This is a genomic window from Pseudomonas sp. (genome assembly GCF_050739935.1).
In the GTDB taxonomy this organism is placed as follows: domain Bacteria; phylum Pseudomonadota; class Gammaproteobacteria; order Pseudomonadales; family Pseudomonadaceae; genus Aquipseudomonas.
In genome coordinates this window covers 84,206-109,512 of sequence record NZ_JBOICF010000061.1, presented here as the reverse complement: position 1 = coordinate 109,512, position 25,307 = coordinate 84,206, and the positions used below count along the sequence as shown (strand labels likewise).

Annotated in this window: 15 protein-coding genes, 2 pseudogenes and 2 riboswitches; of the genes and pseudogenes, 5 read left to right on the top strand and 12 right to left on the bottom strand. The window is 53.9% G+C overall.

The window, feature by feature from the left end; genetic code table 11:
• Positions 1–24: 24 nt before the first annotated feature.
• Positions 25–97, bottom strand: a riboswitch (Fluoride riboswitch).
• A gap of 75 nt (positions 98–172) precedes the next feature.
• From ppa to ACRER8_RS11485, 4 genes are all read right to left on the bottom strand, one after another.
• Positions 173–703: an inorganic diphosphatase gene (ppa, locus tag ACRER8_RS11500; protein ID WP_431746387.1), complete on the bottom strand. Its 531-nt coding sequence runs from the start codon at positions 701–703 to the stop codon at positions 173–175.
• Positions 700–1,059 (bottom strand): DUF190 domain-containing protein, encoded by a 360-nt coding sequence (locus tag ACRER8_RS11495; RefSeq protein ID WP_431746386.1) that lies wholly within the window; start codon positions 1,057–1,059, stop codon positions 700–702. The genes ppa and ACRER8_RS11495 overlap by 4 nt, the downstream gene beginning before the upstream one ends.
• 10 nt (positions 1,060–1,069) lie before the next feature.
• Entirely contained in the window at positions 1,070–1,453 is a 384-nt protein-coding gene (crcB, locus tag ACRER8_RS11490) for a fluoride efflux transporter CrcB (protein WP_431746385.1), read from the bottom strand.
• 133 nt (positions 1,454–1,586) lie between these two features.
• A riboswitch (Fluoride riboswitch) is annotated at positions 1,587–1,648 on the bottom strand.
• A 466-nt stretch (positions 1,649–2,114) separates the two neighbouring features.
• On the bottom strand, positions 2,115–2,327 hold the full coding sequence (locus ACRER8_RS11485; RefSeq protein WP_431746384.1) for a co-regulatory protein PtrA N-terminal domain-containing protein: 213 nt from the start codon (positions 2,325–2,327) through the stop codon (positions 2,115–2,117).
• A gap of 365 nt (positions 2,328–2,692) precedes the next feature.
• Between ACRER8_RS11485 and ACRER8_RS11480 the strand changes: the two genes are divergently transcribed.
• Complete coding sequence (locus ACRER8_RS11480) at positions 2,693–4,018, top strand: OprD family porin (RefSeq protein WP_431746383.1); 1,326 nt, start codon at positions 2,693–2,695, stop codon at positions 4,016–4,018.
• Positions 4,019–4,184: 166 nt separating this feature from the next.
• Here ACRER8_RS11480 and ACRER8_RS11475 read toward each other — a convergent pair whose 3' ends face one another.
• Complete coding sequence (locus ACRER8_RS11475) at positions 4,185–4,514, bottom strand: DUF2790 domain-containing protein (RefSeq protein ID WP_431746382.1); 330 nt, start codon at positions 4,512–4,514, stop codon at positions 4,185–4,187.
• Between the two features lie 539 nt (positions 4,515–5,053).
• Here ACRER8_RS11475 and ACRER8_RS11470 point away from each other — a divergent pair.
• A complete protein-coding gene (locus ACRER8_RS11470; RefSeq protein WP_431746381.1) occupies positions 5,054–5,971 on the top strand; it encodes a cation diffusion facilitator family transporter in 918 nt (305 codons plus the stop codon).
• 193 nt (positions 5,972–6,164) lie between these two features.
• Here the strand turns inward: ACRER8_RS11470 and ACRER8_RS11465 are convergent.
• A pseudogene (locus ACRER8_RS11465) lies at positions 6,165–6,611 on the bottom strand (efflux RND transporter permease subunit); the annotation flags it as partial.
• A gap of 444 nt (positions 6,612–7,055) precedes the next feature.
• On the opposite strand from ACRER8_RS11465, the pseudogene ACRER8_RS11460 reads away from it, so the two are divergent.
• From ACRER8_RS11460 to ACRER8_RS11450, 3 genes and pseudogenes are all read left to right on the top strand, one after another.
• Positions 7,056–7,445, top strand: a pseudogene (locus tag ACRER8_RS11460) (conjugal transfer nickase/helicase domain-containing protein); the annotation flags it as partial.
• Positions 7,446–7,990: 545 nt separating this feature from the next.
• Positions 7,991–9,577: an SAVED domain-containing protein gene (locus tag ACRER8_RS11455; protein WP_431746380.1), complete on the top strand. Its 1,587-nt coding sequence runs from the start codon at positions 7,991–7,993 to the stop codon at positions 9,575–9,577.
• A gap of 47 nt (positions 9,578–9,624) precedes the next feature.
• Positions 9,625–10,797 carry a nucleotidyltransferase domain-containing protein gene (locus ACRER8_RS11450; RefSeq protein ID WP_431746379.1) on the top strand — a complete coding sequence of 391 codons (1,173 nt, stop codon included), beginning with the start codon at positions 9,625–9,627 and terminating at the stop codon, positions 10,795–10,797.
• A gap of 725 nt (positions 10,798–11,522) precedes the next feature.
• Here the strand turns inward: ACRER8_RS11450 and ACRER8_RS11445 are convergent.
• From ACRER8_RS11445 to ACRER8_RS11420, 6 genes are all read right to left on the bottom strand, one after another.
• Positions 11,523–12,050 carry a hypothetical protein gene (locus ACRER8_RS11445; RefSeq protein WP_431746378.1) on the bottom strand — a complete coding sequence of 176 codons (528 nt, stop codon included), beginning with the start codon at positions 12,048–12,050 and terminating at the stop codon, positions 11,523–11,525.
• Positions 12,051–12,377: 327 nt separating this feature from the next.
• Complete coding sequence (locus ACRER8_RS11440; protein ID WP_431746377.1) at positions 12,378–18,215, bottom strand: DUF3320 domain-containing protein; 5,838 nt, start codon at positions 18,213–18,215, stop codon at positions 12,378–12,380.
• 477 nt (positions 18,216–18,692) lie between these two features.
• Positions 18,693–21,293 (bottom strand): AAA family ATPase, encoded by a 2,601-nt coding sequence (locus ACRER8_RS11435; protein WP_431746376.1) that lies wholly within the window; start codon positions 21,291–21,293, stop codon positions 18,693–18,695.
• Positions 21,294–21,560: 267 nt separating this feature from the next.
• Positions 21,561–22,274: an abortive infection family protein gene (locus ACRER8_RS11430; protein ID WP_431746375.1), complete on the bottom strand. Its 714-nt coding sequence runs from the start codon at positions 22,272–22,274 to the stop codon at positions 21,561–21,563.
• Positions 22,275–22,462: 188 nt separating this feature from the next.
• Entirely contained in the window at positions 22,463–22,789 is a 327-nt protein-coding gene (locus ACRER8_RS11425; protein WP_431746374.1) for a hypothetical protein, read from the bottom strand.
• Positions 22,790–23,254: 465 nt separating this feature from the next.
• The gene (locus ACRER8_RS11420; RefSeq protein ID WP_431746565.1) at positions 23,255–25,087 is read right to left on the bottom strand and encodes a tyrosine-type recombinase/integrase; all 1,833 of its coding nucleotides are present in this window, start codon (positions 25,085–25,087) and stop codon (positions 23,255–23,257) included.
• Positions 25,088–25,307: the final 220 nt, after the last annotated feature.

The window sequence follows — 25,307 nt, the reverse complement described above, 5'->3', positions numbered from 1 at the left end:
CGCCTACAGACCTGGTTTGATCAGGTGTCTGTAGGCATCATCAGCTGCTAGGGGCGCAGCGGTTGGTTAATGGAGGAATGCCATCTCCAATGCAGCGATCTTAGCCAGCTCCAACCAAAATGTAAAATTGTGTTACCGGGTCTGGTCGCATGTGAAGTGCCTCATCCGCAGATCAGACTGGTTTGTACGCGTTGACCGATCTCACAATCTCTTCCCTGGCTTCATCGGCGCTGCCCCAATGCCCCATCTTTACCCACTTGCCAGGTTCAAGGGCTTTGTAGTTTTCGAAGAAATGCTGGATTTGAGCCAGGAGTAAAGCGGGCAGATCTGCATATTCCTTGACCCCTCCGTATTGGCTACTGAGCTTCTCATGAGGGACTGCGATGATTTTCGCATCAGGCCCCGACTCATCCGTCATGTACATAACTCCCACTGGCCGGCTACGGATAACCACACCAGGAGAGACCGGGCAAGGTGTCACCAGCAATACGTCCAGAGGATCGCCGTCTTCACTCAGCGTATTAGGGATGAAGCCATAATTGGCCGGGTAGAACATGGGTGTGCTGAGGAACCGGTCCACGAATAACTGGCCGCTCTGTTTGTCCAGCTCATACTTTATCGGTGCGTGGTTGGCCGGAATCTCGATCAGGGTAAAAAAATCATCGGGAATGGCGTTGCCAGCAGGAATGTCGGAGTAGCTCATACTTTATCTCCAGTGCGATTCAGGTGATCTACGTTGTCCTGCCCACCACCGACCGTGCCTGCCTCGATGGGCGTTTTGATGTAAAACAGGCAAATATCCTCTGCATCAAGCCTTTCGAAAAGTCGGCCATATTCTTCCTCGGTGACCGCGAGCTGAATCTGCATAGGCTCATCAGCCATCTCGAAAAAATGCGCAGAATGTAATTCTCCTGTATGGCCGAAACCTTCGATTCCGGTCGAAAGGGTCGCGCCCCTCAACCCCAGGTCCTTGGCCAAGTCCACGACCCAGTCACCCAGCATTTTTCCCTGATACCGGCGATTTTGTTGGGTGAAGAAAACGACTAGAACGCCTTTCATAATGAAGACCTCAATTAGGGCTTAGCAGTTGATAGGTGAGTAATCCGAGTGCCGTCATGACCAATGAGCCGATCACGTGGATGCCGATGGCTCCAAGCGCCCAGATAATTCGGCCCTCCTGAATCAATGTCAGTGTTTCAGCGGAGAACGTGGAAAAGGTCGTCAACCCGCCACAAAAGCCGGCCATGACCAGCAGGCGCCACTCCAGGCTAATCGACGGATTTGAGCTAAAGAAACCGAGTGCAAGCCCGATGATGTAGCCACCGATGAAATTGGCTGCCACGGTCCCGGGCGGTATTGTCGGGAACATGCTGTTCAGGCGCACTCCCAAGCCCCAGCGTGTCCACGCGCCAAGGGATGCCCCGATGGCTATTACCAGTAGTGATTTCAGCATGGTTCAACCCCAACCGGTGGACAGCAGCGGAGTCATTGAGCTGAGGGATGGTGGAGGGAAAATCAATTGCGGATTGGAAATCATGTCCTGTCCTCGGTCGGGAACAGGATGCGCGCCTACGCACCCTGTTCAGGGTTACGTAGGCATCATCAGCGCGAAGGCGGTTCAAGGAGGAATGCCATCTCCTGCCTACAATCTAGCAGCAAAACGAAAAAATGCTGCCTTCCCGTAGAGGATTGCGTAAGTCGCACCATGGCTATGAGGTCAGTCACCGCTGAGGCAATGGTCGGTGACCCTTTGCCATTCGCTAATTGCCACGGCAACCCGCAGCCAAAGTTGTTACAACCTCAAAAGGTTGAGGTTCATAGCGCCTCGGGTCCCTAAAGCCGTAACCCTTCGGTAAATTACGAATAACAAATACGATTATGCGTGAACCCGGTGCTCGTTTCGCATCGGAGACGTTATCAATGGATAGGACCGGGAAATCGTGCGGCAAGTTTGCATCGACCCAACCAACTATCTCAACATGACTCCGTACCTGGAGTAACGAGAATGACAAGAGAATTACGTTTTTGAAATTAAGTCCCCGTATTTTTCAATCAATTCACGACGATAAAAAAGCCCACTTTCCAGATCGAGAGCGGGCTTTTTACAGGTAACGCTATTCTTTATCAGCGGCTTCATCCTTATCCTTCGCGTCACTGGCCACCATTGGTTCATTCTCCCGGTGTACCTCCCTGGCGGCATACCGCTCCATGGCAACATCCCTTGCCTCCATCATTCTTGCAAACGTTATATCTCCACCGCTTTCAGCCAACACCGCAGAAGACAGAATCAATGTCCCTGTAAAGGCTGCGATCTGATAACTCTTCATTTTCTACACCTCATGTATACGAGGTTTCAGCATATCAATTAGAGGTTATCGACAAGGTTGCGACAGGATTACATATTTGTAATTTTACGGCGAACTCATGCTAAATATATTCGCCATAAAAATCAGGCACCGAGTCACAGCGCCGAGCATAACGGTCTCTCTGCGGCGCAAAGTATCGAGACGCTACCTGTAGTTATGCCAGCAGATCCAAATGACGATTAAAGATTTCATATTTGTAATTTTTCAGTCACCCCGCCGTTATCTTCGACTCGTCAAGATCGACTCTCACTGGCAGCTCTCACATATACAAATATAAGCCAGGTCGACGCGTCTAAAAACAATCTGCCGATTCGAACGGAGCGCACATGGCTTACCTTAAAAAGATTTACCTCGCTGTATTCTCAACGATTGCCAGTACTACCCCGCTTGCTGGCTTCGCTGACGAGCAACAGGAAGGGTTCATCGAAGGCAGTACGTTGAATGTCCTGAGTCGCACGTTCTACATGAACCGCGACAGCCGCAAAGGACAGTCCTCTCCAACAGAGAACGGCTACTCCGAAGCAACAGCGCAAGGATTCATTGGTAAATTCGAATCAGGCTTTACCCAGGGCACATTCGGCGTAGGGGTCGATGCATTTGCCATGATGGGATTAAAGCTTGACACGGGCGGAGGCCGAAATGGTCTGCAAAGCTCATTCGACGTTCTGCCTGTCAATAATGACGGCAAGGCCGAAGACGAATACACTAAAGTGGGTGGCTCTGTGAAAGCACGGGCATTCGACACCGTCGTGAACGTCGGCGACGTGTTTCCTTCGACCCCGGTGGTGTCTTTTGGTGACTCTCGCGTCCTTCCCGAAAGCTTCCGAGGGGTAACCGCTATCAACAAAAGCATCAGCGGTTTGACCGTCCAAGGCGGCCGCCTCCATTCGATGAGTCAACCCCAGTCCACTTCACTGAGCGACAATTTCGCGACATTTTATGCCGGGCCGGTCAACTCGCCCTGGATCGGTTATTTCGGAGGCGACTACGAGGCAACCGACAGGTTGACCCTGGCCTTGTATACGAGCCGATTGAAAGACGCTTGGGATCAGAAATACGCATCAGTCTCTTACGTCCTACCGATCTCTGACCAAATGGCATTAACGGGAGACCTGAACTACTACAACGCAACCGACGAAGGCAAAAAACTCCTTGGCGAATTCGATAACGATATCTGGAGTGCAAAAATAGGCCTGAAATATGGCGCTCATACAGTGTCGCTGTCGCATCAAAGAAACCAGAGCGATGACGACTTTGATTATCTAAGACAATCGGATTCGATCTACTTGGCCAACTCCATTCAATACACCGACTTCAACTCGCCAAAGGAACGGTCATGGATGGTCACTTATAACCTGGATATGACCAACTTTGGCATACCCGGCCTTTCGTTCATGACTCGCTATGGTAAAGGTACGGATGCTGATTACTCCAGCGCGAACAGCACGTACATGCGACGAGATTCCGAGGGTAATCCGCTCAAGGATCAGAAACGCTGGGAACGCGATATTGAAGCCAAATACGTCGTTCAGACCGGAAGCATGAAGGATTTGTCGCTGCGCGTTCGGCAGGCGACTACCCGAGCCACTGCATTTGAGTCAGACCTGGATGAAGTCAGACTGATCGTCGAGTACCCTCTCAGCGTATTGTGATAATCGCGGGCCGATCCTGATCGATATAAACCCATCCGTTAACTTAAAGTAACAACCACCTTTAGAAGCTCCCGCCCATCATGAAGGTGGTTTTTAAGCGTCCCTCAAATAGGGACGCTTTTTTTTCATCACATATTGAGAAAATGCCCCCCTCCTAAAATCGGCGTCAATTTTTGCCTCTGCATCCACTCATGATTGGGTACTGAATAGTGTTCAGTTCACCCTTGGCGTCCTCGTAAGTCATGCGTTGCGGCACGACCTTACAAACTCTCATTTCTGGGGAAGTGCGAACGACGTGTACGATGTCAAGCTTCATGCCGTATTTATAATTAACAATCGGCGGAACCGCCCTCTGCGTTTTTTCAGCATACTTTTGAATATTCAGCTGATGCTTATCAAGCGACTCCCTTATAGCTGCGTCGTCAGCCGCAAAGGCAAACGATGCCACTGGCGAAAGGATGACGAGGGGAAAAATCATGAATTTGGCAATACGCATATTAGATCTCCAGATGAGTGACACCTGAAGTTAACAAGCGACCACCGACTGGAAGGTTGCGCAAAAATTACTATTTAGAAACCTAAACTTCAGCTACGCCCTCCTCTCGCCTCATAACAATATTGTAATTATTCGCTCACCTTCCTGTTAACCGGCTCAACGTATTATCAATCTTAACTCCTGAGGGTGGCTTGAACGACGCGCAAGCGCTGCCATTTCAGCTAATGATTAATCCGATTACGTCTATGACTTTGGCAGGTGCCTGCGCTGTCGCGCTGCAGCAGCGTCCAGGACGGCAGCGTCGATGAGAAATCTCGCACTGAGCAGCTAAACAAATCCAAAGGCTAAATCCTTGCCTTCAACCTGATTCGCCTTTAGTAGCTAAAATAGCTCCTTTGGTTAAGGTGAATACTTTAAGCGCCCCCAGGGCGCTTTTTTTTGCGTATTTTTTGTAGACTGACTTGAACGGTCTTTCAACTCTATATGTCACAAGCCCACATCCCCCGTTCACATCTTTCCCACTGTTCAAGGATTCTATGATGAGCTCAGGTCACAGCCATGGCGAAGTACGCGCCGGTCATGAGAAAAAGCTTCTACTCGCACTGGGACTGACCACGGGATTCATGATCGCGGAGATCATTGCCGCCTGGATCACTAATAGCCTGGCCCTTCTCTCCGACGCCGCGCACATGTTCACCGATTCAGCTGCATTGGCCATTTCCCTCATGGCGTTCCAGATCGCCAAACGTGCTGCTGATCGTAACCGCACCTTTGGTTACGCGCGCTTTGAAATCCTGGCGTCGGCGTTCAACGCTATCCTTCTTTTCTTTGTCGCGATCTACATCCTCTATGAGGCGTATCAACGGCTCCTGACGCCCGCACCTATTCAGTCCACCGGGATGCTGGTTATCGCGGTTCTGGGTCTTGTGGTCAACCTGATATCCATGCGCTTGCTCGGGGCCGCAAGCGGGGAAAGTCTGAACGTAAAGGGTGCTTACCTTGAGGTCTGGAGCGATATGCTGGGCTCGATCGGGGTGATCATAGCTGCGCTGGTTATCCGTTTTACCGGTTGGGCATGGGTGGATTCAATCGTTGCGGCAGGGATCGGCCTATGGGTATTGCCGAGAACCTGGACACTTTTGCGTGAGAGCATGAATGTACTTTTGGAAGGGGTTCCAAACGGTATCGATCTGCAAAAAGTCGAGCAAGCCATTCTAGAGGTTGAGGGCGTCAGAACCATCCACGACCTGCATGTCTGGTCGGTAACCAGCGGTAAAAACGTGATGAGCGTTCATGTGGTAATTGCGCAGGCAGCGCTGAATGGACAGGACATCCTTGCCCAGGTTACCGCGTCAGTCAGCCAGAACTTTGAAATCGGTCATTGCACTATTCAGCTTGAACACGATGGCTTTCATGATGATGAGCATGAAGAGCCGGGCCATGAACATCACTCATGAAAGCTCGCGGCCCAGGGTGTGTAATAACGTCACGAGCGAAGGCAAGACAAGAACGGGCGAAAAACGTAGTCTAGTTGCTCTAAATGAGCATTTTTAGCCCGTTTTTAACGCAGCATTGCCAAGCGCAGTAGTTTTTACACACTCTGGGCCACTACCTGCCGCGAGCTTTTCATATCAGGAGCACCCGGTGCTATCAGTCCTCTTCACGACGATGAGCCCATTGATACAGTGCGGGAAGGACAAGCAACGTCAGGGCGGTAGAGGAAAGTATTCCGCCAATGACCACCGTGGCCAACGGGCGCTGAACTTCAGCGCCTGTGCCGGTCGCCAACGCCATAGGGATGAACCCCAACGAAGCCACCAATGCGGTCATTAACACTGGACGCAACCGTGTCAAAGCACCTTCGTTAACCGCATCACTCAATGAACGGCCCTCTTCGCGCAAATTGCGAATGAACGCGATCATTACCAGTCCGTTAAGTACCGCCACACCTGATAGCGCGATGAAACCTACCCCTGCGGAGATAGACAATGGAATATCTCTAAGCCAGAGCGCCAGGACCCCGCCAGTCAACGCGAAGGGGATGCCGGTGAACACCAGCAAACCGTCCTTTAGCTGGTTGAACATCATGAACAGCAACGCCAGGCTATCTGGAAGGCCACGATCACCAGTGACGCAGGCTGGTCGCACAGCTTTACATTCCTCAGGCTCTCCCCGGCGCTGATTTGGGACTCGGAGGAAGGTCCGATACCGTTCACTGGAACCGTACAAGTGGAGCAAGATAGCTCGTCTGAGGAAGAGCACGCACCGACCGAGGCCGCCATGGAAACACCGCTTTCGATCTCCAGCTCTTCCTCTCTGCCGAATTCTGATCTAACGCTTGGCGCTGTTGAAAAACCCGGGGCCGCAGATGGTGTCGACGATCTATTAGCGTTGTTCAGCACAACCGGCGCGCAGCCAACTGCCGGGAATGAGGCGGAAGATCCCGATAATCCACCTAGGTCTTCGACCGCCGCCGAACCAGCAACGCCCGTGGCAGCGGTCGCGATCACACCTAAGGCGGAACATCAAGCTGTCGATCCCGAAGCCCCCTCTGGTGAGCACTTTATGCAGTGGCTTCGGCAGAGCGTTCGTGGCCGTCGGCTGATCATCAATGATGCAAAGGCACTGGTGCATACCGTGGCAAATACGGCCTACCTGGTGAGCCCCGGGCTGTTTCAGCGGTACGCCCAGGAACATCCACAGGTCACCGAGCTGGCGAAGCTGGAGAACGTGTCGGAATGGCAATGGGTACAGAAACAGTTTGAGCGGCTGCATCTGCACCACAAGCAGGAGAGCGGGTTGAATATCTGGACCTGCAACGTAACAGGGCCGCGCAAGTCGCGTCGACTGCACGGTTATCTGCTGCTGGAGCATAAACATCTATTCGATGACGTACCGCCAAACAACCCCTACCTTTCGGTCATTCAATAACTTTTTATCGCACAGCTGTTGATACCAGACCGCGTACGGCGTGCTCTCAACCACATGCCTATTCAGTCCGGCGCTCCGCGATCCCACCAAATCGGCCCACGCTCCCCGAGGGCCACTTTGGCAACCTGTACAGCCGCGCGGGCAGTCTTCATGTGTCCTAAGTCACCTGTGGCCTAGCGGCCTTCACGGCTCGCCCGGCGTCCATCAGCTCACTCACTAATCGCCACTGCATTCCTGAAAAGGGCACAGAATCTAATATCCCCATTAGAAGTGTTCAAACGCATAGGATTATGGATCCAATAATTTTCCTTTTTAGCCATGGTTGCATGTACAGTAGTGGCACTGTGGATTGAATCCCTATGGGATTGCTCGTTTTTGGCAAAAGATCACCATATGTGGTGTTTTTTTAAAATATTATTGGCATATGTTGTGTTTTTTCCGAAAAGGCATATTCTGCAGAAATCTAGCTGATCTCTGCCCCTACGCTTTTCAGTAGAAGACTTTGGTTAGGTCCATAATCTTTGGCCAGTAGTAGGGTGGTGTGTGTGTCAGTACCTCTCGATGCTCTGTATGACCAACAGCTGCGTGCCGCGCTTGAGGCTTGGCAGCACTCCTCGACCAACCGCGTGGTTCTGGCGACGGAAACCGATGGCTGGAGATTCGCTTTTTTTCGGTTCGACACAACCAGTGCTGATCCGCTAGAGGCCATTACTGGGGATATTGGAGTCTTATCCAGAGACCTAGTATTGCAATGGGCAAGCGACAAGCAAATCGTCCCCAAGCTTGAACACACGGTGGTGCACGACGTCCCGCATGTATCTGTTAACACTGAATCGTTTGCGGCTCAATTGCTCGCTCTCGTACCCGCTAAGGCAACCAAGAGAGCCATCCAGGTATTTCTGAAACAGCGCGATTCTCTGCTCGAGGACATGAAGCGCCCCAATCTGCCGAGTGAAGTCATCAATTGGGTTTACGCACGGTCAGCCGGGATCTGTGAGTTCGAGGGCTGCCCTGCTGAGCTGTTCAGGGACAACTTGGGCAATTATGGGTACTACGGTTACCTAGCCCACATCGTTGCAGCCAAGCCAAAAGGTCCGCGTGGTGATGATCACCTGTCAGCAGAGCTGGCGCAGTCACCTTTGAACATCATGCTGTGTTGTGACATCCATCACCGGCTGATCGACAAAGTTGATCCGGATAGCTTTAGCCAGGAACGACTTCAGGCAATGGTCGCCACGAGGGTCAACTGGCGTATCAACCAAGCTGCGACATTGTCTTACCCGATTGTGCATGCCTTGGCATTCATAGGTGACATCGCCGGTCGCACAACAACATTCTCACAACACGATGCCCGAAAGGCCTTATTGGCCGCGCACCTGACACCTGTGAGCGAGCGTGTGGCCGAATATTTTTTGCGTGATGTCCAAGGTGGAAACGATGTAAACGACCCCGGATATTGGGCTAACTTCTTGCGAGTTTTCCGGGCGCAAATTCTCCACATCCATACCGCGATCAGGGGCGATGGTGCGTTCGGCGCTCAAGCCCAGGAGCTCGCCGTCTTCCCGCTGGGCAACATGCCGGCAATGCTGCTGGGCGGGTGGCTGGTCGGAGAAGCGAGACGGGTAGAGCTGTTTAGCTTTCGGCGTAACCCGGGAACCTGGGGGCGTCCTGAAGATTCCGAACCTCCTGTGAAATTCGAGTGGACTAAGACCCCCGATGCGGAAGTTGGCTCGCATATATTGATCACTTTGGAGATCACCTCAGAAATAACTGATGAAGCGCTAACGGCGGAAATGCTTAACATGCCCCGTATTCGGATTTTTCCAAGCACCTATGGTGTTGATGTCGTGGCACCCAAAGGGGCGATGGAGAGATTCAGAAATACCTGCCAGGAGGCATGGGCTTATGCGGTTGATGTGCTCCACGCCACAGAAATTTCAATTTGTACCATCGCTCCGGCTACAGCAATTTTTGCTCTCGGAATGAAACTCCAGTCGCGTTTGCATCCGCCAATCCACATGTATCAGATGGCCCCTATGGCCTTGCCTTTCCACGCCTTCACATTGAACAGGCACGCGATTAGCGTGCCGCCGCATGCACCCGGCAGCGTGCTGCAGTTGGATGCCTGCTGAGTACACGCATCATCTATTCAACATCTCAATTCATGAGGAGTTTTCACATGGACATCGAAGAACGCAGCTTGCTTGTCGCAGTAGAGACTTTAGAGCTTCCACCTAGTGCTTATGAGAAAGCGGTGCAGCGATACAAATCACTGGGCGAGTGGTTCAGCCGACCCGAGTCAACCGTCGCCAAGAACGATCCCCACATCTTTGTTCAAGGGTCGTTCGCTCTGGGGACGGCCATCCGTCCACTACTTGCAGGAGAGAGTTACGACTTGGATCTCTCATGCAAACTGAGGGAAGGTGTTTACCCGCAGACTCACAGCCAGTCGGATCTAAAGGAGCTGGTGGGAATTGAGTTGGAGGGGTACCGCGAAGCCAAACGAATTCAGGAAGCTCTGGAGGAGAAGAATCGGTGCTGGCGTCTCTACTACCAGGATGGCGTCAGCTTCCACATGGACGTTGTCCCAGGAGTTCCCGTCGAGGAGGGCAGGCGCCAAGAGCTGGCTATCACCATGGAGAGCTATGGTGTCAAGCAAGTGTTGGCTCGGGACGTTTCGAATCTCGCTGTCTACATCACTGACAGGCGGCGTCCAGATTATGAGGACGTCAACGCTGGCTGGATGGTCAGCAATCCGGACGGCTATTGCAAATGGTTCGAATCCAAATCGGAGCCAGTGTATGAGAAAGGACTGATCGCGCTCGAAGCGCAAGTCGATGAGGTACCGTTTTATCAACGAAAGACGAATCTTCAGCGGGCCATTCAATTGCTCAAACGTCATCGTGATGTGATGTACCGTGACAATCCCGACTCAAAACCAATCTCGATCATCATCACCACGCTGGCAGCGCAAGCCTATCGACCAGGCGGCTCGTTGAAGGATGCGGTCGCGTCGTGTCTCGCCGGCCTGAGCGCTTTCGTGGCCAGTAATTCCGACACTGTGCCGAACCCGGTCAACCCTAAAGAAAACTTCGCCGATCGCTGGAAGATGCCTGACGGGCAAAAAGATCGATTGAAAGAGCACTTCCACCTCTGGGTTCGCCAAGCTCTTGAAGATTTCAGGCAAATCAGGGATCTGGATGGACATCGTCTGGTGGAACACATCGAGGACTGCTTCGAAACCCCCACCTCGACTGCCGCTTTGGGCATTGCTTCAGCACCCGCTCAGGTCGCTGCCCCAGCCATCGTAGTTTCCCAGCCGCCTCGCCCTTGGGGAGTAACGGTTGATTAAGTATGATTCGATGATCGAATCATTCTTGGCTGACTACCCGCGTATGAGGTTTCGGCCGACGGTGGACGGAACAATTTCACTTGTCGGCCGATTGCCATTTTCTGCGTCAGCTGAGGGGCTTCCCGATTTAGCTGACGAGTATCGAATACGGATCGACATCGTTGATCAGTTAGACAAGGCGCTTCCTGTCATCTACGAGACCGAGGGGCGAATTTCCTCTTCCTTAGACAATCACGTAAACGGGGATGGCTCACTGTGCCTAGGTTCACCGCTGAGTCAACGGCTGCAATTGGGCGCTACGCCGACGCTCACACGGTTTGTCGAGCTGTGCTTGGTGCCATTTCTGTATGCGCAGTCGTTAAGGAAGGGGGGCATTGCCCAATTTCCTTTCGGAGAGCTTGCACATGGTTCCCAAGGGCTGATTGACGACTACAGGATGATTTTCAGGGTCGAGGATGCGAGCGTCCTCATGGGTTTGCTTGAACTGCTTTCAATGAAGCGCAGAAGGGCTAATAAGCTCCCGTGCCCATGCGGATGTGGCCGTCGATTCGCCGGCTGTAGGCTCCATGCAACTGCCCATCAAGCGAGGGCAACTTTGTCTCGCTGGGACATCAAACGAGCCTATAAAGAACTTCAGGGGCAGATTGAGACCTGATTCAGTTCTGGGCGTTGGCTCGGCTATGCGCCGTTTGTAACGCCACCAGCTAATGTCAGAAACCATGCTGTCAGAGTCTGAGCTTCGCGTAGATGCCATCAACGGTACATTCGTCTCCTTCGATCTCAAGCGATCCGGCGGTGCTCGCGTACAGATCCAGGATGGCATTTTCGTTCATAGCCATGCTGAAGCAGTCGCTGGTGTGTACAAACAGGTTCTGGCCGAAGATCTCATACCAGTCGTCTCCCTCTTGGGTGACCTCGACCTGGTATTTTCCTGGGGCCTGTTGTGACATGCCAAGAATCGCTTTAACGGGGCACTCGTCTTTTGATTCCAGAAACTTCAGATCCCCCGTACCTCCAGTAGCCTCAAGGATTGCGGATTCACCGTAAGCATATTCGTAGCAATAATTGGTACGAATATAAATCTGCTGTCCATCTACTTTGTAGAGATTGGCACCCTTGCGTGTCACGCTAACCTGATAGTTTTGAGCATATGCCGTGGAGACCATTGCAGCAGCTGCGTAGGCAATGATTGTCTTTCTGAACAGCATAAAAAACAGGTGCACACAGCGGCTTGAAGGATTGAGTTTACGCATTAGCAAAGAAATTCCATTTTCATTTAGGGAGGGTGGTCACCTCAGGGCAACGACCGCCTGCACGTAGCGTAGGGGTATGCGATTCTACTTAGTTTCAATGACGATCCCGCTATCTCCCGGAACCCTACGCAGAATAAGCTGAGAGAAAGGTCCACCTCAACTGTCCGCTTCTGGCCGATGGTGATCCAGCTATCCATGTGGCCAATGCTGCTTTAGTGGACCTAATCGAAGCGCGCATGCGTGCCCAAGATATCCTTGGGTGAATCGCCGGTAGTCAAGGTGGCGTCCTTTAAAGCTCAGCGGAGCCACCGCGATAACCGATCCGACCTACGCACCCAAAATCCGTTCTATACGCTGTCTTGCAGCCCCTGTAAGCCGTTTGACTCCAAGCAACCGCGCCACCTCCAATGCAGGGTCACCTGCGTCAATGATGCTGGCTGCGATCCGCAGCTCCTCAGCCGCAATCTCTTCGATAGAACGCGCGTCGTTGGCCGAAGCCGGAACGCGGTATGTCGACCACTCCATCACATCGCTTTCGGCGTGCCAAACGAATACCTCTTCAAATCCCGCCTGCTGAACGTGGTGGTGCTGCTCGGCCAACTCTAACACTCGGTCCCGAATGAGCCGCCCAGATCGTTGGAAGCCGTGTGCACGAGCTATCCGCTGGACCAGCAGAGCGTCGAGAATTGGCGCTTCTTGGCGCAGCACTTCTTCGATGATCTGTCGCAGCACCGGTGTGTACTCAGGAACGTGAAATTGGTCTGCCTGGATCATGGCCGCTAGAGACGAGAGGTCCGCAACGCGATACTCCCCCTTCTGTCCCAGAGAAATCGACTGATCGTTGTGGGCCCGTGCGATGCGAACCTCTCCAATCTCCGCTGGCAATTCACTCTCGGATGCCAGGGGAGCTTCAGGCACCACGTCGTTGACAACGATGTCGGTCGTGAAATCAATCACGAGTGGAGCTACCGACGGCTCCTCGGCTACCTGACCGGCAGCAACCTCGATCCGAGATTGCTCCAGAAGGTCGTTCAGAGTTGCGTGCAGCTTCTGCAACGCCCCTTCTTTATCGACCCACCATTCTGTCGACCACAGCCGTACCAGGTTCCAGCCCAGGCCCTTGAGGATCGCACCCCGGACCTTATCGCGGTCCCTCGCGGTGGCAGCGCTATGGTAGGTAGCACCATCGCATTCAACACCCGCCAGGTAGTCGCCCGGACGATCAGGGTGAACAATGCCCAAATCGATGCGGAAACGTGACACGCCAATCTGAGGGACTACCTGCCAACCGAGACGCCGCAGCCCTTGGGCGACGGCTTCCTCGAACGGCGAGTCGTAGCCACCTACAGAGCCTTGTATCGCCTCGGCCAAGGCCTTTGGACCGCGCTGCGCAAACTCAATGAAATGCTTCAAATCGCGAACGGCACGAGCGTTGGTCCGATTAAGGTCGATCATCGACGAGTCGAACGATGTGAATACCAACATCTCTCGTCGAGATCGGGTGATGGCGACGTTCAGCCTGCGCCATCCACCGTCTTTGTTGAGCGGGCCGAAGTTCATGGACATGACCGACGCACCCGCTTCAGTAGGGCCATAGCCTATCCCGAGCATGATCAGATCGCGCTCATCGCCCTGGACCGTTTCCAGGTTCTTCACTACTACCGGTTCGGTCTGGGAGTCCTGGAAAAACAGCTCGATCTGCGGGTATTGCTTACGTGCAGCGTCCAGCAAATCGTTGATCAGTTTTTGCTGGTCAGAGTTGAGCGTGATGATCCCGATTGAATGGCCGGCAGCGATGAATGCTGGATCGGTAAGACGCTTGACGGTCTCACTGACTATGGCCTCTGCTTCGGCCTGGTTATAGCGCCCCTTGCCTTTTGCGTACACGCCCTCGACTCGGCGCCATTCAACAGCGCTGGCACGGGTCTCGGCCGCAGGGAAGGTGATGAGGTTGCTGTCGTAATAACGGTGATTGGAGAACGCGATCAGGCTTTCGTGGCGACTGCGGTAGTGCCAGCTCAAACTGTGGCTTGGCACCCCTGCCCCCAAGCATTCGTCCAAGATGCTCTCCATGTCTTCGGCGGTATCGTCGTCCCCGGCGTTCGGGCCACGGCTGAAGAAGTTCGTCGGTGGCATCTGACGCGGGTCACCAGCGATCACTACTTGCTTGCCACGAGCTATCGAACCGATGGCGTCCCATGGCGCAATCTGCGACGCCTCATCGAAAATGACGAGATCGAACGGCGGCTGATCGGCGGGCAAAAACTGCGCAATCGACAGCGGACTCATGAGCATGCACGGAGCCAAGCGATTCAATGCATCGCCCATCTCAATAGCCAACTGACGGACAGGTTTGTGCCTGCGTGACTTCTGCAATTCATGCTTGAGAATTGCGAAGCCGCTGCTTTTTGGGATGTCATTCTTGGACGGGATGAGGCCACAAAGTTTTGCCCGGATGTAACGTACCGTCAGTTTTGCCAGCTCATCGTCCAGGCGAGCAAAAGCGCCAATATCACTCATGTGTTCGGCTGCGACGAAGTTCCTCAGCAGCGGTTCGCTGTCAATGCCCTGAGTGGCAAACCACTGCGCATAGGCGGTGACGAAAGTTTCTTCAGTTGCCGTTGGCAGCAGGCTTCCTGATTCCAATGCCTGGGCCAGGCTGGCCAAACCAACCGCGGTAGCTTGCTCGCGCACTCGGCACCAATCGCACCAGGCCTTGAGCTGTTCTTCTTGCTGCTGGATGGACAGTGAAGTGGTCCGCAATGCGTCAAAGCTCGGATGCGCGCCTAGACTCGTTCCAGCTAATCCAGCGAACAGTCGGGCTGCATCGTCATAGCGGGACAAGGCCTGTTGCAACGTCGTTAGTGCAGCACCGATTTGCCCGCCCGGCGCTAGCATGTCATTGGCATCGACGACCAGACGCGCGACTGCGCCGCGCAATGAAACCAGGTGGTCTGGGGATCCAGCCAGGCTGCTCAGTAACCCGCGCAGATTCTCGGCCAGTATGACGGCGCGCAGTGTGCGGGAGGTATCGCTAGTCAGTCCTTGCCAGCCGGGGATCGACTGCATGTCACTCGACAATGCGTCCAGCTCCAGTAGCTGTGAATGCAAGCGCTCGAAAATGGCGAGGTCGGCAAGCGTATCTGGAAGACCCGCTGCGCCACCTAAAGACGCTAATTTCCTCGCCACTTTTTTCTTGGCGAATGTCGCCAGGAACCAGAACTTGCCCTCAGCCTCTTTCCACTCACTGCGCATTTGTTCGAACGGAATGCGACGACAAGCTTCATCGGCGTAATCCAAGGACAGGCCTTCTTCAAGCTCGCGGTAACTTTCGATCAACTGACAGGCACGACGGACTGACTCGATACGCGTGACAGCGTCGGGGGCGAAAGCGAATGACAGGTTCTGGCCATAAGATTCCACAACCAGGGCTACCAAATCGCTGAGCTGCTGGACCTGTATCACTTCAGCGATAGGCAACGACAGGTGCGTCAGGCCAACCAGTCTTTCGCTGGCAGCATTCAGCGCATCAAGCGCCTGAGGCAACTCACGCGAAGCACTGGCGATCTGCGCCTGCCAGGCGTTCGACCATTGCGTCTGCGCCAGAGCGCCGAACTTCCCTGACAGGTCGCGTGCAGCGGCGCCATTCAGGCCAAGTCGACGTGATAAGTCGAGGAGCTGACCGTACTCAGCCGCATCGTGTTCGGTGTTTGCAGGCCAGGCCAATCTTGGCGTCTGAAGGCCATGGTCACGAACGACACGACCTATCGATTGATGCAGGGTAAGGCCATTACCCCAGCGGCGATGCAGGACTTCGACCAGTTGGTTGAGACGCGAGCGCAGCGTTTGCAATCGAGCGGCTTCACGCTCCCATTCCTCAGCACTAAATGCGTCGCTAACGTCCCAGGCACGATCCAACTGCTTGAGCACTTCAACTTTCGATGCCTTGCTTGAGTGCAGCTCCAGACAGAACTCGCCCAGCCCCTTCTCGGCCAAGCGACGATAAACCACGTCCAGAGCGGCGCGTTTTTCGGCCACGAACAGCACGCGACGGCCCAGGGCTAAGTTGTGGGCAATTATGTTGGCAATGGTTTGCGACTTGCCGGTCCCGGGAGGTCCGTCCATGACGAAGCTATGGGTGCTGGCAGATGCCACGACGGCTGATAACTGTGATGAGTCAGCCGGTAATGGAGCAAAAAGCTGTGCGGGCGTTACTGTCGAGTCCAACCGCTCTGGCTTGGGGAATTCGTCCGAGCCAGAGAAGCCTTCACCTGCCTCGTTAGGCTCCAGCAGGTGCCTGACCAATGGGCTTTGCAGCAGCTGCGCGGCGTTGGCATTCAGGTCCTTCCACATCAAATATTTGGCAAACGAGAATGTGCCCAGAACTAGCTCAGTGCTCACCTCGAATCCAGGAACATCCCGTACCGCTCGCCGTACCATGTTCCAGATGCCGGTTACGTCGATGCCGCTTTCATCGCTAGGCAGTTCACCATCCAGGCCTGGAACCACCAACTCAAAATCATGGCGTAGCAATTCAAGCAGCGTCAGGTTAAAACGCGGTTCCTCGTCGAGCAGGCTCAGCGTCACGCCAGACAGAGCACTTTTGCGCTCCAGTTTTACGGGCAGCAAAATCAATGGCGCGGAGTAGGTTTTAGGGTCTTCTGCGGTTTTCTTCCACTTGAGGAAACCGATGGCCAGGAAGAGAGTGTTTGCGCCACCCTCCTCCAAATCGCTGCGCGCCTTGCGAAACAGATCGATCAGCGTCGCTTCGAGCTTGACCTTCTCCAGACTGGCGAGCACTTCACCCCGTGCGAGTGCCTGACGAGCCACTTCATCGACCAGGCTTTCATTATTCTGCTGCTCGTACAGGGCCACATCACGGCCACTGCTTTTCAGGTCAGGTACTGGCATTACCCGAATGCGACCGCCACTGGAGAGGAGGTCTTCAAGCGCTGCTGGATCCGGGCAGAGAAGACGCACTCCTTTAGCGCTGTCCGGGAGATGGAGCAGACGGTTGCGTGTCGTCAGATCAAGGAGTTTGCGTTGCCAGAGAGTGAGCTTGCCGGCAGAACCTTCGTTACCTTCATTGATCTCGACATCGAAGCCCGGGAGTGCCGGGGCTTCCTCCAACCCTTCAGCGGTCGGTGGCGCATCATCGGTCGCGTCGGATGCATTCACGGCCGACACTAGTGCCATCGGGCGAATCTTTTGCATCCGGGCACGGTGCAGATCGATGGCCATGATGAACTGTTCATCATCGAGTTGCCGCTCAGCAGCCGCAACGGCTTGGGAAAAGCTAGGCGCAGGCGCCTGAGTAGCAAGGGTGGTTTCGAAAACCACCATCTCTTTCAAATCGAGACGCTTGCGTACTGCCGACGCTTCATCGGTCAGCAGTTGGGAAAACTCTTGGGGCTGCAACCAAACGCCTGCGAACGCATGCCCCTTGGTCATGATAAGCAGGGCATTGAGTCCAGCCTGCTCCAAAGCCGCCGCGAAGAGCAATGCGGTATCCAGGCACGTTGCAACGCCATTCTCCAGAACCACACTCGGGGGTCTGACCTTCTGGCCTTGTTGCTCGAAACTGGCTGGCGGCAATGCATAGCTCAATTGAAAGCTGCACACCCCAGACCAGATGGCGGAGGCAAGTTCCCAGCTGCGTGTGCGTGACTTGCTTTCATAGCCATCAATGCCGTCTTTCTTCCCGCCACGTCGCAAGACTTGAGAGGCTGCTTTGAGAACCCGATCTACAGCCGGATCGTTGGGCATGCAGAAAGCAGCCAGCAACTCCGGCATGGCGCTCAAACCGCCCCATTCAGTGCGGGCCAACAGTTCAGTCGGGAAGCGCTGCTCGACGAGTAGCTTATCGCCTTGGGAAAGGCGCATGACCACATCGGCGCTCAGGCTTTCAGTCAATCCCGACAGGTAACCAGCACTGAGCTTGATGTCGCGTTCAGAGATGCTGAGGCGATCACCCGCGTGGATGCGGTCGATGTGCCATGTTCGACTTTCGACGAAATCTGGGTCAGTGCTCAATGTCAGGATCAGGTTTTCAAAGTTTGTTTCTTCTTGGTTCCAGAGACTCAGTTCACGTACAAGCGGAACGGCGTTCTGGTGGGAGGCGAAGCCGATCTTGCGGGCGATCAGCGCCTCAATCTTGATATTCATTCACGGGCTCCTGGAGCTACGAGCGCTGGCCTCATGAAGAGGCCGCCAAATGGTGCCTATAGTCCATGAGTAATTGATGGTTGGGAATTATTTATCAGCGAGTCAGATGGCTTGCTGCGTTAATTTGTCCAAAATCTGCCGCTTTCGCCAAAAAAAGCTAAGCTCGCGTGCAAGCGATGGCTATGAGCATCCGAATTTCAAGACTCCTTCTACGTTAGTAGGCAAAACCGCACGGTGTTCCCTCGCCGCTCCCCCATCGAAGATTACTATCTAATTTTCTATAGACTGCCACCGCGAACTGTGGCAGCGCGGAATAATACAAAGCGGCGCGGCTGCAACGACAAGTGAACGCGTATCCACGTAGGAGGTAGATCACTTACCCGTCCGGTCACATCCAAAATATCGAGCGGTACCAGAGATTTTGACACCAAAAAAACCACAGATTTTTCGTCTGTGGCCGATTCGTTTGGAGAGAGGTTATGCCACTCGTTTTGAGTATTCTCCCATCCAATCTGAGAGCAATTTCATATCTGACTCGAGCTGGTCTAGCTCCGGTGGAACGGCCGGCAGATCATCTGATTGTGAGTGTTCGTAGACTGAATATCGGGTCATCAGATCGTCGATCAGATCGCAGTCCTTCTGGGTAATATTACTCAGCTGTCTGATGAGACCTTTGGTCATCACCTCGCGCCTAAACCGCAGCACGACAGTGTTCAGCAAGACTATCTCGACAGCACGCTCTACGATTATCCGGAAGTCGCTGCAAACGCTCTTGGCCATTAGGTCATAACTCTCTGCATCGCCATCGACCTGGTGTTTTTTTAGCTTGGGCAAATACTCATTCAAGAGCTTGTTAATAGCTGTCTTAGGTTTTGAGTCACGGGCGCTTTGTCCAGTCAAAATTCCTGATGTTTTGTCGAGACGTCGAAGGGTTTTAACCTCATGGACAATATTCGGAATATCCGGATGATCTGCTACTTTCTTCACAGCGGCGTCTAGCAGGGTGACCAATGACAATCTGTGCGTGAAGATGATGACCTGGCGGGTCTGTGCAAGATCTACGAGGCGCGCGACAACTCGCTCTTCAAAGTCTTGGTCGAGTGACGAGATTGGGTCGTCGAAGATGAAAGGAGCTACCTGGTTCGAACCGGTGATGTCTGCCAAGAAGGCAGCGAGCGCAACAATCCGTGTTTCTCCTTCACTCAGGATTTGTTCCGGCGGTCGGACGCCTTTGGCTCCGACGAGCGCCAAGCCAAAAGTAGTTCGACCTTTGCCGACTGTCTTACTTTGCGGAGCTACAGGCAGCCTCAAACCACCTAGTAGTTTGAGTTCGGCGGAAAAACGAGTTTGATAGCCAGCCTCCACCTCGGATCTTGCCAGGTCGTTATTCTTTGTCGTGAGCGAGTTTGTCGCGGCCAGCCGAATCGCTTTTCCGTAGAGGTCAACGGCTATCAGCCGATCTCGCTCAGCCAGGATTGACTGCTTGTTCTGAGCCAACCATTGAATCCCTTTCAGTTGGCGGACTCGTTCCTCCATATGCTGACGTTGGCCATCTTGAAGCAGTTCGTTTAGCGATTTTTCTTCCGTACCTAGCGTTTGGAATTGTTCGGCCAATGCCTGATCTACAGTCGACCAATCGAACCCAGCAACGGCTTTTATTTGCTCTGCCGTATCCAAATCGGCCCGCCTTTTTACCAACGCCGCGTGCAGATCAATGGCGTGTTGATGGTCTATCTTGAGTAGTGACATGTGCGCCAACCAATCTTGCTCGGCAGGTGATTGTGGGCGTGCGCGCAGCAAGCCTTTGAGTTTGTCTTCCGCATCCTTTGCCGCACGTTCCAGGCCGTCGACGACAAACTGTTCGAAGTGCCTTAACCGATCAGCAGAGCCGTCTTTGAGCTCCTGTTGGCAGAGCACACATCTCGCCTCATCACCAACAACAGGGAATGCCTCGCCTGGATAGGCGTGCGTTTGGGAGAACAGTCGAGCTTGTGCCCATAGCTGTTGCCACATCGTTTCACCTACACCTTCGAGAGGGGCTTCAGCGAATAGTTGTTGAGCTGATTTCTGTGCTGCCTCACGTTTAGCTTTCGCGTCGGATCGAGCATTTATAACTGCTTGGGCAGCGTCATCGGAAAGCTTGCTCTTGAGCGAATTCATCGACAACTGAACATTAGCCAACCCTTGTTTTTCTTTTGTGATTGCAGCCAATCGTCCGGCTACATCTTTCTGTGCCAATGCACCTTCGATACCTACTCGTTCCGAGTCCTGCTCCTGGGTGTACAGACAGGTTTTGTCGACAACTGCCGTAGTTGTTGCTGGCTTAAGTCCGACAAGCCATTTACTTTCTTCGGTAACGCCTAAATCCAATGGAAATTGGGGCAACGAACTTACCAGTGCTTTTTTTTGTGTTCCTAAATGGTCGCTCACTCGGTCTGATACCGCGATCAGCGCTGCCACGAATTTCATCTGGCTAGGCTCGTAGCTTGCCTCGTTCTTGCCCATGTACTGGGTGGCTGTTCTAGAGTCAAAAATCTGAGAGTGGCGAAGCTTCGAATGCGCTCCGTCTGCGAGAGTCCACTCGATTGTTCCAGCTTTTCCTCCAACTGAAAGATGGAAGTGAGCTCGGCAGGGCTCTGGTTCCTCGGTGAACACGTTGGGGTGAATGTCGTCCTTCGACCTGGAGCCACAAGCTTGTTTTAGAAGTCGTGCGTAGCCGCTTTTTCCTGAGCCGTTCTGGCCATAGAACACAGTGATGTTCCCAGCGCCAAATGGGAGCTCTGCTCCAGCTTTTATGGCGTTTAATCCATATACCTCTGAAATGCCGTCGATTCGGATGGGTGGACGGTTTGCAGCTAGGGCCAGGGAGCCCGGCGCCACGATGCCAAACCCTGGGTCGTCAGCTTTGCTTGATTCGATCATGCAAAGCCGAGCCAGCTCTGCAATTTCGTCATCCGTAGGAGGCCTTTTGGTATCGATGAGGTTCTTGGCTGCTGTTTGCAACCAACGGCTTCGCTCACCAAGCCATGCTTCAAACTCGTTGACAACGGGTACGCCTTGGTCCTGAACGGCAGACATCGGATCTCTCCTTGAAATACTGCGGAATGGGAAGCATAGCTCGGTGCTGGCAAACTGCCTTTTGAACGATCAAACGAGTTTTTAGGGGCCGCAGCAGAGTTTATAAGCGAGTACCTCGGCGCGCTCAGCGCCGAATAATCTGCAAAGACAAACGGGCCAGAACAAATGCATCGAGTCTAATCATTTTGAGCTACAGGATGTAGATGTTCGGCCAAGGGTCATCCTCACATGAACCGAGGCTTCAACGATGCGAGCTTGAAGCCCACATTATCTCGACTGCGACTCATGGCACTCAAGTAAGAAAAGACCAAGAGCTCCAGCAAGATTGACGCATAATGCTGCGTCAGCATTTGAAAGGTTCAGAGATCCATCGCCTGGGCCATGTGCATCCCCATGTTTGTGTCGTACGTTCTTGATGCTCAACAGCAAATTGTCGATGTTCTGAAGCAGTTCAGGCATAGCCTTCGCCTGGTCCGTCAGACCAAGCTCCTGAATAGTTGCGGAAAATAGCTGGTTCGGTTTAGGTTCTGGCTTGCCACCTTGTGCCAAAATCCATTTCTGTGTTGACTCCAAAAAGCTCCTGGCAGCAGTGACGGCTCCGCTGGGATCAGTATGTCGGCGACTCAAAGTTTTCTCCCACTGCGAACGTAAATGCTGGTCGGGTAAGCGCGTAAAAATATCGTCCAGCGATAGATCGGTGGGTGTTGCGTGGCCTAGGGCCTCTTTGAGCAGCTGCCTACCCCGGTGGGTCAGTCCGCCAGCGGTCAAAACCCAGTTGTACTCCAGAGAGCCGCCGTTGGACTCTTGGTTAGGGAAGACATTTTCGATGTAGCCTAATCGCTTGGCCTCGACGATGGTGCAGGCCAATGGCTGGAAATCCTTCATTGCCTGCCTTGAAGAGTCCGCCGGTTCGAAGTGAGTTTCGCCTGAGTCGATTCGCCTCAGGACATCAACAAGCTCCCAGTCCAGTTCATTTCTCATTCGGTTACTCCTCTTTCGTCCACCGTCCAAAAGCATCTTTAAAACGCTGCCAGCGCCGACTCCAGTATGGCGAATAGTGGTATGGCGAACTACACCTCAGTCAGTTTCCCAGCCCTTGGATACATCGCGATCTAAGGGCGAGCTGTAAGGCAAGTAGCATGGCACCGGTGTCATAAACGGTAGTGCTGTTACATCGATTTCACCGATAACATTTCCACGTACCTGAATTTTTTCCGGGCTGCCTTCACCGCCTCTTGCTCAGCGAGAAGAGTGCTCAGAGTATCTGCTTCATGAGTCATCTCTTGCGTCTCACCTTCAAACTCGTTCCCTACTCGCAGCGTCACCCGGAGCCTCGGGGTGAAAGCCTTCACCACTTTCTTTTTCGCAACGGCTGAAGCTGCCGGCGCGATTATGACATCCGGGATGGTTTCTTTTACGGCAATGGGGATGATTGGAGCAGAGACCTCTGCATTGCCGAAAAGCGCTCGGCGCATTTCCTCTTCTAAATCTGTCATTCGATGTCTCGTTAGTGTTTTTGAATTCGCATGATTTTACCAGCAGGGCTGACCCGCTAGCTTCGGGCTGCAGGAGAAGCAGGTCAGCGGAAGACGAATACTTTAGCTAGGCTCATCCTTGCAGAACGCGTCCACGCCACTAGCCCCCATTTCGGATACATCCAGTTGGCGATAAACCAGTCTTGCTGGAGGCTGCCATCCTTGGCAAAAAATTTCCTTTCCTTCAACCAGTTTGAAGTTGAAGTTCTGTAGCTCTTCACGGCTCCCAGAATACAGAGTTAGTTTGATGGCCGCGTCAGGGCTGAAGAGTTCACCAAATTTTCTATTCACGTCGCTGCTGAAGCGGTCATTACTTCACTGGTCGACAAGTGGTCGCGCAGATAAATTATGACTCTTTGCAGCGCCGCCCTAGCGGCCGCTTCATTGAACGAGCGGAGTAATCCTCACATCGCCACAATAACCCTCCTAAATGCTGAGAGCATCACACACCATTTCGGTGGTCTCGCGGAAATTATCCGGAGTGATAGCCTCAACGGCTGACCGCCCACCTAAGCAATCCATCGGCTGCGACAAGGTCCTGTATACCAGCCAGGTATCGACGCTGGCAGTCTGCTGGAGAACCCCATGGATCAGTTGATGTTTTAGCGGATCGAGTTGCCACTCCGGGATTCGCTGACCGCGATTGCCCATGGTGAGCGTCAGCAGCTTGCCTGCTTTGATCTCGCGATTGACCTGGTCCCGGGATTTTCCAGCCAGCTTGGCGAACTGCGACACCGGCAGATTGCCAGGCGCCTCGTAGGTTTCAAGCATTTCCATACGCTCGCGCTGCAGGTTGGAAACTGGCAACTTCGCCACCGGTTCAGGCTTGACCTGCACGGCGGCCAGCCGCCGGACCACAACCCCGTCGCCTTTCAGCGGCACCTGGGTTTTAGACCTGTCCAAGGACGACCTCTCATCCTCACTCCGATCAGCCCCGTGTGACACCGCACCAGGGTCTGCGTCAAGCAAAGCCGGGACGCCATTAATCTGAATGGTCAGATGCCGGCTGGCTTTCCCCACGTGCCCCTGTTCGAGCAAGTCGAGACGGTCGGCCCAATCCTGCATCATCCTGCGGCGTTGCTCCACGTATTCGGCATGGTTGTATGCCGCGCTCACCTTGTCAGGATCGGCATGCGAGAGTTGCGCGTCGATCCAGACTTTTGGATAACCCATTTCGTTGAGGGCGGTGGACAGTGTCCCTCTGATGCCATGCCCTGTCAGCTGATCCTTGTACCCGATCCTTGTCAGCGCGGCGTTGAGGGTGTTTTCGCTGATGCGCTTTTTCAAGTCACTGTAGTGGGCAAGCAGGTAAGTCTGGGCCGGCTTGACTTGACCGAGCAGGTGGCGAACGACCTCCAGGGCCTGGACTGACAGCGGCACGATGTAGGCCGGGATATCGCGGGATCCCCTACCCTCCTTGCGCAGTTCGAGCTGCAACTGCTTTACCACTTCAGGCGGGATGATCCAGAGACCCTTGTCGAGATGGAACTGGTCCGGCGTGGCCAGCCGCAACTCTCCGGTGCGCACTCCGGTCAACAGCAGCAAGCGAAGACCCAGCTGGGTCTGCAGCTTACCAGGATACTGGCGGAGTTTCTGAAGCATGGCCGGTAGCTCGGGCAGGCGCAGGAACGGGTTATGGCGCACGGGAGGTTGAGGCAGCGCGATGACATCCAGATCGAAGGCAGGGTTCTGCGACAGCCCGGGAACGATCACCAGGGCATAACGGAAGATCTGGCGAAACCAGGTACGGACCTTTTCAGCCGTGGTGAGCGCTTTTCTGCGCTCGATCCTCGCCAGGACGTCCAGCAGGTCAGGGCGCTGGATGTCGTAGATTGAGCAACGTCCGAGCGCGGGCAACACATCTTTGGCAAAGATGCGCTGGATTTGCGACAGCGTACTTTGCCGCCCTTCCTTGAGCACGAGGCTGCGGTGCACCACCCACTTGTCGAACACCACCTTGAACGTGCTCTGGTCTGCGAGCTGGACGAATTGCCGCTTCTGCTTACGGTGGACGCGGGGGTTGACGCCCTTGGTCAACAGAACCCGGGCGCCGTCGCGCAACACCCGTGCATCCCGGAGACTGACCTCGGGGTATGTGCCCAGTGACATGCGCTTCTGCTTTTCCGCCCAGTAGTAGCGGAAGTGCCACGACTTGCCGCCAGTGGGTGAGACGGCCAGAGACAGCCCGTCGAGATCGTTGAGGGTGTACGCCTTGCCGGTCGTTTTCGCCTGCCGGACAACCAGATCGGAGAGTGCGATGCTCCAGCTCCTGAACTTTCGGTCAGGACCAAATCATTGCCGCGTCGACCTCGCTCCACCAGGGACTATCCGGAAACCGCCACTCCCGTATTGATGGGACTTAAAAGTCGTGGCTGCAGATGGTTTACAGTGGATAGCGCTGAAACGAAAAAAGGACCCGAAGGTCCTTTTTTCAATGTCTTACAGACGTCAGCTGAGGTCTGTAGATCATAAACTGGAG

Coding starts and splice junctions, on each gene's coding strand:
- ppa (WP_431746387.1), bottom strand. CDS start 703: ATGAGCTACTCCGACATTCCTGCTGGCAACGCCATTCCCGATGATTTT.
- ACRER8_RS11495 (WP_431746386.1), bottom strand. CDS start 1,059: ATGAAAGGCGTTCTAGTCGTTTTCTTCACCCAACAAAATCGCCGGTAT.
- crcB (WP_431746385.1), bottom strand. CDS start 1,453: ATGCTGAAATCACTACTGGTAATAGCCATCGGGGCATCCCTTGGCGCG.
- ACRER8_RS11485 (WP_431746384.1), bottom strand. CDS start 2,327: ATGAAGAGTTATCAGATCGCAGCCTTTACAGGGACATTGATTCTGTCT.
- ACRER8_RS11480 (WP_431746383.1), top strand. CDS start 2,693: ATGGCTTACCTTAAAAAGATTTACCTCGCTGTATTCTCAACGATTGCC.
- ACRER8_RS11475 (WP_431746382.1), bottom strand. CDS start 4,514: ATGCGTATTGCCAAATTCATGATTTTTCCCCTCGTCATCCTTTCGCCA.
- ACRER8_RS11470 (WP_431746381.1), top strand. CDS start 5,054: ATGAGCTCAGGTCACAGCCATGGCGAAGTACGCGCCGGTCATGAGAAA.
- ACRER8_RS11450 (WP_431746379.1), top strand. CDS start 9,625: ATGGACATCGAAGAACGCAGCTTGCTTGTCGCAGTAGAGACTTTAGAG.
- ACRER8_RS11445 (WP_431746378.1), bottom strand. CDS start 12,050: ATGCGTAAACTCAATCCTTCAAGCCGCTGTGTGCACCTGTTTTTTATG.
- ACRER8_RS11440 (WP_431746377.1), bottom strand. CDS start 18,215: ATGAATATCAAGATTGAGGCGCTGATCGCCCGCAAGATCGGCTTCGCC.
- ACRER8_RS11435 (WP_431746376.1), bottom strand. CDS start 21,293: ATGTCTGCCGTTCAGGACCAAGGCGTACCCGTTGTCAACGAGTTTGAA.
- ACRER8_RS11430 (WP_431746375.1), bottom strand. CDS start 22,274: ATGAGAAATGAACTGGACTGGGAGCTTGTTGATGTCCTGAGGCGAATC.
- ACRER8_RS11425 (WP_431746374.1), bottom strand. CDS start 22,789: ATGACAGATTTAGAAGAGGAAATGCGCCGAGCGCTTTTCGGCAATGCA.